We start from the raw sequence: 13,550 nt of genomic DNA, 5'->3' as shown, positions 1-13,550 counted from the left end.
CAGGAGCGAACGCATGTCCCTCAAAGGCAAGACCCTGTTCATCACCGGCGCCAGCCGTGGCATCGGGCGCGAGATCGCGCTGCGGGCCGCGAAGGACGGGGCCAACATCGTGATCGCGGCCAAGAGCGCCGAGCCCCACCCGAAACTGCCCGGCACCATCCACAGCGTGGCCCGGGAAGTCGAGGCGGCCGGCGGCCAGGCGCTGGCCCTGCAAGTGGATGTGCGCGACGAAGACGCCGTGCGCCAGGCGCTGGCCCAGGCCAACGAACGCTTCGACGCCATCGATGCCCTGGTGAACAACGCCGGGGCGATCAAGCTCACCGGCGTGGCCCACATCGAGCTCAAGCGCTTCGACCTGATGCACCAGATCAACACCCGCGCGGTGCTGCTGTGCAGCCAGGCCGCCCTGCCCTACCTGAAAAAATCCGCCGGGCACATCCTCAACCTGTCGCCGCCGCTGAACCTCGCGGCAAAATGGTTCGCCCAATACAGCCCCTACACCGTCACCAAGTACGGCATGAGCATGCTCACCCTGGGCATGAGCGAGGAATTCGCCGCCCACGGCATCAGCGTCAACTCCCTGTGGCCGCAGACCATGATCGCCACGGCGGCCATCGAGTTTCAGCTGGGCAACCGCGAGTCGTTCAAGCATGCGCGCACCCCGGCGATCATGGCGGACGCGGCCCACGCCATCTTGAGCAGCAGCGGGCGGCAGATCACCGGGCGCCTGCTGATCGACGAGGAGATCCTGCGCGAACACGGCGCGACCGACTTCGGCCACTACCGCTTCGAACCGGACAGCGACGCCAAACTGATGCCCGACCTGTTCATCGACTGAGCAATTTCAGAATCGGACTACGCCTCGTCCGACATCAAGTAAACAGGGTTCCTCATAGACTGCCCGCTCCACATTCAAGGAGCGAAGGCTATGGCGAACCCTGCCTACATGACCATCACCGGCAAGACACAAGGCCTCATTTCAGCGGGCTGCTCGACCCCGGAGTCCGTGGGCAACAGCTACCAATCCGCCCATACCGACGAAATCATGGTGCTTGCCTTGAGCCATGAAATGCGCCGCGACAACAACCTCGGCAAGGCCGTCCACCAACCGGTGATCATCACCAAAGCGTTGGACAAGTCCTCCCCGCTGCTGGCCCAGGCCCATTCGAACAGCGAAGAGCTGGAGTGCACGATCAGCCTGTATCGCACCTCGCCCCAAGGCCAGCAGGAAAAGTTCTATACGATCGCCCTCGACGGCGCCGTCCTCGCCGAGCTCTCGCAGGATGTGCCGCACGTCATCCTGCAGAACGACGCCCAGCCCCAGGAACAGCTGGCCATCCGTTACCGCGGCATCAGCTGGGTGCACCACATCGCCGGCACCACCGGCTGCACCTCGTGGGGCGAAATGGGTTGAGCCCACGGCCATCCGATCCCAGTGACGTGCAGGACGCCGCCGGCCGCTTGCTGGGCCAGGCCCTGACCAGCGGCGCCCGCCATCTGGCCTTCGGCATGGCGCGCGTGCGGTTCACCCAACAGGTCGCACGCTACGCCAAGCGCATCGCCGATGAAGTGGCCGCCGGCCACCTGAACCCGGAGCAAGGGATCCTGGCCCTTGCGCAGGAACAGCGGGACTTGCTGAACCAGTCCCGGATCCTGTCGCGCAACCCCCGCCCGGCGAGGGCCAGGTCGTTGTCCGCGCAGCCCGCAGCCCATTCCGATCCGGAACGGCTGCTGCGGGCCGTCCACCGGCAGAACCTGAACGTGTCGCGCCTGGCTGCGATGTCCGGCCCGTCCCCGCACCCCGTCAACGACCTGCGGTTCTTCCCCAGCGAGCTCTGGCCGCAGGAGGTGCCGGCGCCTGTTGAGCCGGGGTTCTACATCGTGCCCAAAAGCTTGCCCGCCGAGGCGCTGCAGGCGCGCCTGTTCCCGTCGCCCAAGCCCAATGTCATCGCCACCTTCAAACGCCTGAATCCGCTGGAGGACGTGGTGAAGGCCGGGTCACTGATTGTTTTGAGCGATCCGGGCAATCAGCAGTGCACCTATGAGGAATCGTTGCTGATGGAGACCGCACGTACCGTGAGCACGGCGCTAGCACCGTTGACGGTGGAAGAGGCGGATTTCATGGCGCAGAACTACGGCGTTATTCAGGGCGCACTCTCGGATCAATCGAAAGTGATTGGCGTCGTCACGGCCATAGCGGCCAATCATCTGGACGGTATAAAAAGCATTCTGAACGACATCGAGATCTTGCATACCAATACCCTTGAGGCGAATGGGAGCCTGAATTCAAAAGACTTCAAAAAACAGCGGGCGCAATTGCTCAAAGGTCTTGATGGCCAACTGACCCGACTCACCAGAGAAACCCTCAACCTCCCTGACTACCCAAACCTGAAAACCGCCTTAGGTATCGATAACCCACACCTGATCCATCGCTGGAGAAAGGCCGGCTGCATCAGCCAGATTCCCGGTTACGCCACTCATTTCCAGGCCGTCACCAACGCGTCGCAATACGTCAAATATGGCGGTTGGATCGGCACGGCGGTGGGAGGTAGTGCGTCGGTGATGAAGGTTCAGGAAGTTTGCGCGAATGGAAGCATCGAAGCGTGTGAAAAAGTGAAGTTCACGGAGACCGGAAGCTTTTTGGGTGGAGTGGGTGGCGGAATAGCCGCCGGCGCGCTCGTGAGTTTGAGTGCCTCAACGATCTGCGTAGGAGTTGGTCTCCCGACTGGCGGACTCGGCACTGTCCTTTGCGCTGCTCTATTGGCAGGAGTCGGAAATTATGCCGGCGGAACTTTTGGCGAGAAAGGCGGTGATCGGATCGCAGAGAAAGTATACGAGGCGGTTAAATGACCCTCCGCACTTCAGATTTAATATTTTTGCTTGTTGGCATTGTAGACTTCATCGGCCTATTTACCCTGACAGGGGCAATGTTATATATCGCCAAAACAAAAACCGAAACTATACTAGGCCACCTAACAAACAGTTCGATTTCGAGCAAAATAATAATACTTTGGCAAGGAGGAACCTGGAGCAGAATTCGCATGATGGGCGAAGTGTTCGCCATCATGAGAAACCCAGCGTTTTATATTCACACCGGAACACTTTGCGCGAAGGACTTCGAAAACTTCCCCAAAAAACTCAAGAAAGACTTAATCACCTTATACAGACTCGTTTTAATTTTTTTCGCAATGATGATGTGCCTGGGACTATTCGCATCCACAGAGCACATGCACGACATCGTAAAAGACCCAATAGTGATTATGGCCATAGTGAGCTTCATAGGCCTTTTATCAGTCAATGGGATTTTGCTTTATGTCGCCAAGGAAAAGCTGGAATTAATCCTCAACAGCTTTGAAAGAAGCTCGATCACCCCGTCTCTGCTCATGTTATGGCAGTCGGGTTTAGGGGGGCGCATCTATATGTTAGGAGAGATCTTTGGCATCCTCAAAAACCCCTCACGATATATATCCCAAGGCAAAGTAAGCGCAAGAGACGTTAAGAGTTTTCCCCCAAAGCTCAAACGCGTCCTGCTTAGACTGAACCAATACCAGCGAATATTTGGCTTTACGTTCGCGGGCTTTGCCTTGCTCGCCATGTCCGAACTGGTTTGAAGTCGCAGTATTCCAGCCGACCTCCTCGCTGAGGAGATCGGCCCAAGTGCAAACAATCCGACTTAAAACTCAATCCGCACATCCCCCTTCGGCACGCTACAGCACGACAGGATGTACCCCTCGGCCTCGTCGTCCTCGGTGATCCCGCCGTTGTGGTCCATCTCCACCTCGCCGCCGAGCTTGAGCACCTTGCAGGTGCCGCAGATGCCCATGCCGCAGGCCTTGGGGATCATCAGGCCGACCTTGGCCGCCGCCGCGTGCACGGTTTCGCCCGGGGCCACGCGGATGCTCTTGTCCGAGGAGGTGAACTCCACCAGGTGCAGGTCCGCCGCATCGACCGCCGGCGCTTCCGCTGCCTGTTCGGCCTGTTCCACGGCATCGGCTTGGGCTTCCGGCGGCGTGGCGCCGAAGGACTCCTCGTGGTAGCGCTTCATGTCGTAGCCGGCGTTCTCCAGCAGGCGCTTGACCGCGTTCATGTACGGCGTCGGGCCGCAGCAGAACACTTCGCGCTCGAGGAAGTCCGGCACCATCAGTTCGAGCATCTTGTGGTTGAGGTAGCCGCGGTAGCCGGCCCATGGCTCGCCCAGCCCGTGCTTCTCGCAGATCAGGTGCAGGCTGAAGTTGTCGATCCGCGAGGCCATGTGCTCCAGCTCGCGGTGATAGATGATGTCCTTGGGCGAGCGGGCGCTGTGGATGAACGACATGTCGACGTTGCCGTTGGTGTCGTAGAACCAGCGCGCCATGGACATGCACGGGGTGATGCCGACGCCGCCGCTCAGGTACAGCACTTTCGGGCTTGGGAAGTCGATGGCGTTGAACAGCCCGACCGGCCCGTGCACCGCCAGTTCCTGGCCTTCGTGCAGGGTGTCGTGCAGCCAGTTGGAGACCTTGCCCCCCGGCACGCGCTTGATGGTCACCGAGAAGCTGTAGGGCACCGACGGCGAACTGGAGATGGTGTAGGAACGCATGATCGGCTGGCCGTCGATCTCAAGCTCCAGGGTCACGAACTGGCCCGGCTTGAAGAAGAACATGATCGGCTGGTCGGCCATGAAGCAGAACGTGCGCACATCCCAGGTTTCCTGGATGACTTTGACGCAACGGACTATGTGCCGGCCATTGGCCCAGGTCTGGGTGGTGACCGGATTCAGGAAGTTGTTGGACATGCTGTTCTCCACGGCCGACGGTCGGCCTTCATGTGGCGATTCTGCGCATGGCGCAAACCGTGCGTTTACCTATCCGCGACATTCACATGCTTATCGCGACCAGCCCCCAACCACCGGGGCTTGCGCGTCGGGATCAGATTGCGCCATGTCGCCCATGGATAAGGTTGCGGGCTGCGCCGGCCCCACACTCGGCTCCACATAACGACGATTTGCAGCACCTTGCGCAGCACACCTGATCAGCCACTTTCACCGGCCCGCAGAATGGCCATGAGGACGAATCGATGGACACCGCAAAACTCAGCCTGGGCGATCCGCTGGAACCCGCACGCAAGGCCACCGCGCAAATGCTTCAGGAACGCGAGCGCACCTTCTCGCTGCCGCAGCCGTTCTACAGCGACGAGCGCCTGTTCGACATCGACATGCAGGAGATCTTCCAGAAGGAATGGCTGATCGCCGGCATGACCTGCGAGATCCCGGCCAAGGGCAACTACCTGACCCTGCAGATCGGCAAGAACCCGATCATCGTGATCCGCGGCGCCGAGGGCGTGGTGCATGCGTTCCACAACGTCTGCCGCCACCGCGGCTCGCGCCTGTGCACCAGCGACAAGGGCAAGGTCGCCAAACTGGTCTGCCACTACCACCAGTGGACCTACGAGCTGGACGGCCGCCTGCTGTTCGCCGGCACCGAGATGGGCGCCGACTTCGACATGAACCAGTACGGCCTCAAGCCGGTGAACGTGAAGACCGCCGGCGGCTACATCTTCATCAGCCTGGCGGAGAACCCGCCGGCCATCGACGACTTCCTGTCGACCCTGAACCACTACATGGAACCCTACGACATGGAGAACACCAAGGTGGCGGTGCAGACCACCTTGATGGAGAAGGCCAACTGGAAACTGGTGCTGGAGAACAACCGCGAGTGCTACCACTGCAACGGTTCGCACCCTGAGCTGCTCAAAACCCTGCTGGAATGGGACGACGTCACCGACCCCCGCGCCGACCAGGCGTTCAAGGACCATGTCGCCGCCTCCGCCGCCGCCTGGGAAGCCGAGAAGATCCCTTACGCCCACGCCAGCTTCGGCCTGCGCAACCGCATCGTGCGCATGCCGCTGCTCAAGGGCACCGTGTCGATGACCATGGACGGCAAGCAGGGCTGCGCCAAGCTGATGGGCCGGATCAAGAACCCGGACCTGGGCTCGATGCGCATCCTGCACCTGCCGCACTCGTGGAACCACTGCATGGGCGACCACATCATCGTGTTCACCGTGTGGCCGATCAGCGCCCAGGAAACCATGGTCACCACCAAGTGGATCGTGCACAAGGACGCGGTCGAAGGCGTGGACTACGACGTCGAGCGCATGCGCAAGGTGTGGGACGCCACCAACGACCAGGACCGGCGCCTGGCCGAAGAGAACCAGCGCGGCATCAACTCCACGGCCTACCAGCCGGGCCCGTACTCCAAGACCTACGAGTTCGGCGTGGTCAACTTCGTGGACTGGTACAGCGAGCGCATGCTGAGCAACCTCGGCGCCGAGCCTGCGCCGTACCTCAAAGGCGTGCCGGTGCAAGGCTAAAGGCAAAAGCATCGCTGGCAGGCCGTCTTCCACAGGGGATCTCCGATGCACAGAGAATCCCCGGTGGGAGCCAGCCTGCTGGCGATGGGCCCCTCCCCCTTACCGCATCACCTGGATGACCACCTCACCGAGCCATCCTCACCGATGAACTCCTCGAAGATCTCCTCGCCCACCAACCGCACCCTCGCATAACCGTTCAGCACCCGCAGCGGATACGACGGATCCTGGGCGTTCTTGGTCTCGGAAAACAGCACCCGCGAATGCCCGTCCAGCTGGCTGGTCACCCCGTACGGAATCGCTCCGTGCCCGGCGCAGCGCGCATGCAGCCCGCCCTGGGGCGCGTAGACGATGCCGTTGTGCAGATGCCCCCAATACCAGTAGTCCGGTTCACGGCCGAGCGCATCGCAGACCGGCTGATACAGCGCGGTCTTGTGGTGCCCGGTGATGTCGAAGCCCTGGTGGTGACTGAGCACCATCAGCTTCTTGCGTTTGGGCAGGCCTTTCATCCACTCGATCTGCGGCTTGTTCAGGGTGCCGTCCATGTACAGGTTCATCACGTCGGAGGCATACGCCGTGTCCAGCCCGACGATCAGCCAGTCATCGTTGTACATCGCGAAGTAGCTGGTGCCCTGTTGCCCGGGGAAACGGTGCGCCAGTTCCTTGAAGTAACCGTGGGCGCCGCTGTACATCTCGTGGTTGGAATTGAGCGTGAACGAGCCGTGGGTACCCATCGGCCAGCCGGCCATGTCGGTGTCTTCCTGGGAGTGGGTGCCGGCGTAGTACACATCCCCCAGGTGGATGGTGAAGTCGGCATTGGCCAGTTGCATCTGGTTGGCGACCGACACCGCCGGCGCATGGCTGTTGAACGGCCCGGTGCCCCAGTCGCCGGCGATCGCCAGGGTCACGTCGCGCTCCATTTTCACCATGGCCGGATCGGTGCCGAAGGTCGCGTGATGGCGCAGGTTCTCGATCCACTTGAGCAGCGCCTCGCTCCACAGCAGATCCAGCAGTTCCCACTTGCGGCACCCCAGCAGCGTGCCGTCCTTGAGCACGCGGGTCTGCAATTGATCGGTGGACTGCGGCAGCGGCGTGGCGTTGCCGATGCGCAGGATCGACAAGCCGTGGGCCAGTTCCCACGGCACGGCCGGCTCGTCGTCCGGCAGTTCGCCGTGCTTGAGCACGTACTGCGCCTGATCGTGGCCGCGCTTGAGCAGCGTGATGATCGCCTCGAACTCCTTGGGCTCCAGCTCGCTGACCAGTTTCATCCAGGCCATTTCCATGCGCGTGAGCAAGCCGTGCAGGCGCACCTTGACCTTGTCGTACTCGTGCTTCAGATGACCGACCGCTGACATGGCGAAATCCTCTATCCGTAAGGGTTCACAGGGTTTTCATGAATTCGATCAGGGCGCGCTTGTCCACGTCCGACAGTTGCGTGCCGTACAGGTGGCCGCTGTTGTGGTTGCCCTCCAGGCGGGTGTCGTACTTGAAGTCCGCCGAGGCCTTCATCTGCGCGCCGCTGGTGACGAAGCCGACGTTGACCGGGTCGTAGACGTCGGAGCCGGTGTAGAACACCTGCGGCCGTTTCTCAGGCGGCTGCAGCAGGTCCCACAGGGTCGGCACCGAACCGTTGTGCAGGTACGGCGCCCGCAGCCAGATGCCGTCGGTGGGTGTGTTGCTGTAGCTCTGGGTCTTGCGGTAGGCGCCGAAGTCGAACGGCGGTGTCTTGAAGGTGTGGAACGCGGCGACCAGCCCCGTGGTGAACGAGTCGAGGCGGTGCGGGTCGGTGCCCAGCTGGTCGATGTTGGTGGTGACCTGGCCTGTGTCGGTGCGGCCGAAGTCATGGCAACCGGCGCAGTTGGTTTCCCAGATCGGTTTGCCCTGGGCGACCTTGGCCTGATCCAGCGCCCACGGCCAGGCCGGCGCCTTGTGCCCGAGCAGCCAATTGGTCACGCGGTTGAAGCTGGGCGGCAGCACGGATTGCGGCGTCGCGCCCACGGCCATCGCCGCCGCGTAGTTGCGCTCGTGGATCTTGTTGTTGTTGCCGTCCCAATGCAGGTACATCGACTCGCGCGGCTTCTGGTTCCACACCTGCGGCAGGTCGACGGTGCCGATGGTCGAGTCGTCCGGGAAGCCGAACACCACCATCTTCGTCGGGTTGAAGGTGTCGGTGCGCCCCGGCCCCTGGGCCGGACGCAGTTTCTGCCAGGCGTAGGCCTGCTTCTGCTTGAGCAACGCGGTCTTGGCCATCGGGATGATCAGGAAGCGGTTGTAGAGGCGCTCGAAGAAGCCCAGCTGGAACTTGGCGTTGATCGCCGCCATCACCGCGTCGGTGGTGAATTTCGGGTCGCTGGCGCAATCGTAGGCGAACCACTGGAACGCCTGCAGCTGCAGGGTGTTGGCCGGTGCGCTCGGCACGTTGATCGCCACGTCGCTGGCGTTGGCCCGGTAGGAGCCGGTGTGGCACAGCGCGCAGTTGGGTTCGACGGTCGGGTAGCCGATCTGCCGCTTGGCCATGCCGATGGGCAAGTCCTTGCCGTTCTCGAACAGGAAGCCGAAGACTTCCCAGCCGCCGGGTTTCGGCATCTTCTCGGGGCACATCTGCGGCAGCACGGAAAACAGGTAGTACGGGATCCGCGCCTCGATGCCCAGGCCGATGGCGGCGTACTTGTAGTGGTCTTCGTCGGAGGCGTACTCCTGCTCCGGCACCACCCGCAGCATCTGGTACCAGGTCTGGTAGCCGATGAACGCCAGCAGCGCCACGACCACGAACGTGGCCACCTTGAACCCGTGGTTCTGCCAGCGCCGGGCCCAGCCCGCCTGCCATTCCCGCCAGCCGGCGCACAGCAGCGGTAGCGGCCGGTTCTCCGGGGCGCTGCCCAGGTACAGCAGGATGCCCAGGATCAGGAAGAAGCTCAGGTCGCCCATCAGCATCGGCACGAACACCGAGCCTTGGCTGCTGGTGTTGATCAGGTAGATCCAGAACGCCACGGCGATCAGCCGCGTCAGCACGCACAGCCAGGAGTGCACCACATAGCGTGGCGCGTTGAAGCCCGACGGCATGTAGAACACGCTGATGCCCACCAGCAGCATCCCGGCGTTCTCCAGCCACGGGTCGGAGAGCTGGGGCGGCAGGCCGACCACGGATGTCAGCAGCCCCGGCGCGAACAGCGCCGGGATCGCGAACACCATGTTCATCAGAATGCCGAGCCAGATGAAGCGTTGAAACCAGCGCAGATAGCTGTCCATATCATCCATTTCCTTGTGCGGATCCCGAAGGTGCAGCGCCTGATGCGCCGCCTTCGCGTGCGAGCCCGCTCCCGCAGGAGCGCGGAGCCTCACTCGGGATCTGCGCTCGGCGCAGATCCCTGTGGGAGCGGGCTTGCCCGCGAAGCGGCCGATGCGGCCCCGTCAACCGAGGGCGGTCTTCTCCAGGTGTTCAAGGATGATCGGGTACACGTCCACCACGGCGTTCTTGCCGAACATGCAGTCGATGTGACCGTAGCCCGGCACCACATGCCGGCTGTAGCGCTCCGGCCCATGCACCTTGCACACCCGCTCGTAGGTCTTGAGCGTGCTTTCCGGCAGGTAGCACTGGTTGTCGGCGCCGCTGATGAAGCAGATCGGCATGCTCAGCCGCTCGAAGTGCGGCATGTACACGTCGTGCCCCTTGAAGTCCACCAGGTGGCCCTTGCGCACGATCAGCGCCAGGTGCTCGAAGGTCTGCATGTTCGACTCGCCGAACAGCTCATGCAGGTTCTCGTGCAGGGTTTCGTTCAAGGTGTCGTGGCGGTACAGCGAGGCGTACATGAACGTGATGCGGTGGCACACCGGGTTGGTGCAGTAGCCCTGGGCCTCGATCCTGGCGTAGCCGTTGAGGGCCTTGTCGTACAGCTTGTTGAACCAGTTCTCCTTGCTGTCGGCGTAGGCCGTGAGGGATTTGACGCCGATGGCGTCGAGCATGCCCGGCAGGTGCAGCCCGGCCTTGAGCCCCGTGGCGGTGGCGACCACCGTGTCGGCGGCGATCTGCGAGCAGACCACCGAGCGCACGTCCTGAAGGCCGGCCAGCAGCGACATGAAGAATGTGGTCGCGCCGTAGCAGTGCACCACGCACTGCACGTCCTTGGCCCCGGTCTCGCGGCGGATCTGGCCGATGGCGGCCTTGAAGTCGTACTGGGCGATCTGGTCGCCGTTCCATTCCTTCTTGCTCGCCGGCAGCAGGATGCTCACCCGGAAATCCAGCAGCCACACGTCGTAGTCGTGCTTGCAGAGGAACTCCAGCAGGTTGGTCTGGATGGTGTCGGTGGAGAAGATGTTCGATCCCACGCCCAGCCCGTGCACCAGCATCACCGGACCCTTGCTGCCGGCCCGGTAGCGGGTCAGGCGCAGCTGGACGCCATCCTCGGTGGGGAAGAAATGCACCTCCGGGGTCGGCGCGTCCAGCGGCCGCTTCAGCCGCGGCGGCGCGTCGGGGTTGAAGTAGATGTCCCCGGCGAACACCCCGCCGTAGCTTTCCCAGAGGATCCCGGCGAAGAACTTGCCGAACCGCGCCAGGCCCTCGATGCGCTCACGCTCGTTGCGCGCGTTGAGCACTTTCATGGTGGTCATCTGCTTGGCGAAGTCCGCCGGCTTGATGTGCATCACCCCGGAGCCGATCACCTCGCCGGACTTGTCCGGCCCGCGGTACAGGGTGACGTACAGGGTGCTGGTGTCGTGCCAGATGTTCAGCACGCCGTTGTCCTCCGGCACGGTCTTGAACGCGCTGAAGAAGTAGTCGTTGCCGTCCTCGGCGGTGAGCTTCATGTCGTATTTCATGTGCCGTGTGTCGACCTGCTGCTCGAACTGTTCGAACAGGTTGAACACGCCATTGCTGGCGGTCAGCGGCTCGGGCGACAGCGCCGGGGCGATCACCGTGCCGACGATCGTCGCGGCGTGCGTCGGCTCCTTGATCATCCGGTTGAGGTCGTTGGCGGTGATGGTCAGGGTGAAGTCGATCGGCGAGTTGTCCGCCTCGCCGCGCTTGGCCGCCGCCTCGTAGACTTTCAGGTCCGTGCTCTGCGCCGCGGTGAACGCCCGGGAGAAGTAGCCTTTCATGGTCTCGGTGAACTGCACGCCGAGGGTCGGCGGCGCCACTTGCTTGCGCGGCGCCGACGGCAAGGTGTAGTCGATGTGCCAGCCGCGGTCGGCGGCCAGCAGGCCCATGTTGCGCTCGCTCACGGCGGAGATGGTCAGCAGCGGGTTGACCGCCAGGGAGGTGGGGATCACCGCGCCGTCGGTCACGTACAGGTTGGCGTAGACGTCGGTGCCGCTGGCGCCGCTGAACACCTGGCCCTTGTGGTTGACCACCCCTTGCGCCGCGTCCTGGCCCATCACGCAGCCGCCCAGCGGGTGCACCGACACAATGCTGTGCTTGAGCAGTTTGGTCCAGATCGGGTTCTCCACCCAGATCCCGCCCAGGGCCTTGGTGCTCTGGTGCAGGCGCTCGTTGCCGATCTTGAAGTTGTCCTGCTCGCCGACGCCGGGCCAGTCGATGCGCAGCTGATCCTTGCTGTCGAGCACCATCCGCCCCTGGCCGCTGTCGTGGCTCATGATCAGGTACGTCTGCATGTTGTGCAGCGCGCCATGGTACGGGCCGCGCAGGAAGCTTTCGGTTTCGCGTTCCTTGTATTTCACCTTGCCGCTGAAGCTGTCGTCGGTGGGTTTGCCTAGCGCTTCGGCGAACCCGGCCATCGCCGGCACCATCGGCCGGCCCAGGGCACCGGGGATCGAGCCTTCCTCGATGACCATGCGGCTGCTGACGTCGCCTTCGGTGCGCATGTCGATGATCGAGGTGATGCACGGCCCCACCGGCTTGAGTTCCTTGGCCGAGTGCGCGCCGAAGCCGATGCCGTTGACGGTCTGCTCGCAGTTGTGGCCGAAGCCAAGGATGTCGCCGTTGCCGCTCATGTTCTCGCCGAGCTGACCGGACATCACCAGCCCCTTGTCGCGCGAACGCAGCAGGATTTCGGTGGAACCCAGGGTGCCGGCGGACACCACGACGATGTCGGCCTTGACGAACAGGGTCGGCGCCGAGAACTTCTCGCGGCCGCTGTCCAGGTACTGGAAGTGCACGATCCAGCCGTCGCCGTCGCGCTCCAGGTGCCGCACCTGGGCCTGGCAGAAGATCTCCGCGCCGTGGTTCCAGGCGTCCGGCAGGTAGTTCATCAGCGTGGTGTTCTTGGCCTTGTTGTTGCAGCCCGACACGCAGTCGCCGCAGTGGTTGCACGGCAGCTGCTCGACGCCGACATGGTTGGTGTTGTTGGGCAGCTTGTCGAAGGTCACGTTGATCGGCGGCTTGTAGAAATGCGCGCCCTGCTTGAGGAAATCGGCGGACTTCTTGTTGGCGTCGAGCTTGGGCAGATTCGGTGCGGAGGCGGGGTAAGGGTTGGGCTTGAGCATCTCGCGGGCCCGGGCGTAGCCGTCCTTGAGCAGGGTGTCGCGGTGCGCGCGCACTTCCGGCGGCCAGCGCGGATCCTCGAACACGCCCGGCTCAGGCTCCAGGGAGACGTTGGCGTTGATCAGCGACGTGCCGCCCAGGCCGCAGCCGACCACCACGTTCTGCTGGGCGTTGACGTGCAGGTCGAACAGCCCGGTGCGCGAGCCGATGTGGCCGTCGGGGTCGTGCACCTGCAGCTCTTCGGTGGCGGCGATCATGGTGTTGGGGTACTCGCCGGGGCGGATTTCCCGGCCGCGCTCCAGCAGGCAGACCTTCTTGCCGGCCCGGGACAGGCGCGAGGCGGCGATGCCGCCGCCGTACCCCGAACCGATGACGATCACGTCGTAGTGTTCCTTGATCTCACTGATGGGCGTTGCGATCCGTGACATGGGTAGGTTCCTCTCTCAGGCTGACGGGGCAACTCTGCGGCTGCCTGCGATCATGGGGCGAACGGCACCTGGCCTCCGGACGGAGCCGGCGGCAGTACGGCGGTTTGGGCAGTGGGCATTGCAAAAGCGCTAAAGACGGGCGCGCTGGTTGGCGGCGCGGCGCAGCGTGCGTTTGCGCGGCCGGGGTGCCGGCCACGCAGTGCGCGGCACACAGGGAACGGGGAGCGGGCGGGGTGAATGGCTATCCATCACGGCGTTCTCCCTGAACCGGATGTGGATAAGTGACGGCTGTCCTTGTGCCATTGGAGTGAAGACAGCCGCCGGATCGAAGTCAAGGCAGG

9 protein-coding genes are annotated in these 13,550 nt (G+C 63.1%); 5 read left to right on the top strand and 4 right to left on the bottom strand.

The annotated features are described in order from the left end of the window. Positions 1–13: 13 nt before the first annotated feature. From CAG41_RS03065 to CAG41_RS03050, 4 genes are all read left to right on the top strand, one after another. On the top strand, positions 14–838 hold the full coding sequence (locus CAG41_RS03065) for an NAD(P)-dependent oxidoreductase (protein WP_085706693.1): 825 nt from the start codon (positions 14–16) through the stop codon (positions 836–838). 90 nt (positions 839–928) lie between these two features. After that, positions 929–1,414, top strand: coding sequence for an Hcp family type VI secretion system effector (locus tag CAG41_RS03060; protein WP_085636911.1), 486 nt, complete (start codon positions 929–931; stop codon positions 1,412–1,414). A 26-nt stretch (positions 1,415–1,440) separates the two neighbouring features. After that, entirely contained in the window at positions 1,441–2,850 is a 1,410-nt protein-coding gene (locus tag CAG41_RS03055) for a hypothetical protein (RefSeq protein ID WP_256582506.1), read from the top strand. Further along, positions 2,847–3,611 (top strand): hypothetical protein, encoded by a 765-nt coding sequence (locus CAG41_RS03050; RefSeq protein WP_139834946.1) that lies wholly within the window; start codon positions 2,847–2,849, stop codon positions 3,609–3,611. The genes CAG41_RS03055 and CAG41_RS03050 overlap by 4 nt, the downstream gene beginning before the upstream one ends. 62 nt (positions 3,612–3,673) lie before the next feature. Here the strand turns inward: CAG41_RS03050 and gbcB are convergent, their stop codons facing one another. After that, positions 3,674–4,774: a glycine-betaine demethylase subunit GbcB gene (gene gbcB / locus CAG41_RS03045; RefSeq protein ID WP_085586806.1), complete on the bottom strand. Its 1,101-nt coding sequence runs from the start codon at positions 4,772–4,774 to the stop codon at positions 3,674–3,676. Between the two features lie 281 nt (positions 4,775–5,055). Here gbcB and gbcA point away from each other — a divergent pair, with 281 nt between their 5' ends. After that, a complete protein-coding gene (gbcA, locus tag CAG41_RS03035) occupies positions 5,056–6,348 on the top strand; it encodes a glycine-betaine demethylase subunit GbcA (RefSeq protein ID WP_085586769.1) in 1,293 nt (430 codons plus the stop codon). 107 nt (positions 6,349–6,455) lie between these two features. Here the strand turns inward: gbcA and CAG41_RS03030 are convergent, their stop codons facing one another. The 3 genes from CAG41_RS03030 to CAG41_RS03020 all read right to left on the bottom strand — a co-directional run bounded on the left by CAG41_RS03030 (position 6,456) and on the right by CAG41_RS03020 (position 13,209). Then, on the bottom strand, positions 6,456–7,700 hold the full coding sequence (locus CAG41_RS03030; protein ID WP_085586768.1) for a metallophosphoesterase: 1,245 nt from the start codon (positions 7,698–7,700) through the stop codon (positions 6,456–6,458). A gap of 25 nt (positions 7,701–7,725) precedes the next feature. Beyond that, positions 7,726–9,594: a hypothetical protein gene (locus tag CAG41_RS03025; RefSeq protein WP_085706690.1), complete on the bottom strand. Its 1,869-nt coding sequence runs from the start codon at positions 9,592–9,594 to the stop codon at positions 7,726–7,728. A gap of 162 nt (positions 9,595–9,756) precedes the next feature. Then, entirely contained in the window at positions 9,757–13,209 is a 3,453-nt protein-coding gene (locus CAG41_RS03020; RefSeq protein ID WP_085586766.1) for a GMC oxidoreductase, read from the bottom strand. Positions 13,210–13,550 lie beyond the last annotated feature (341 nt).

This window comes from Pseudomonas sp. B35(2017) (assembly GCF_002113645.1).
Taxonomy (GTDB): Bacteria; Pseudomonadota; Gammaproteobacteria; order Pseudomonadales; family Pseudomonadaceae; genus Aquipseudomonas; species Aquipseudomonas ekonensis.
This window is presented reverse-complemented; position numbering and strand designations above follow the sequence as displayed.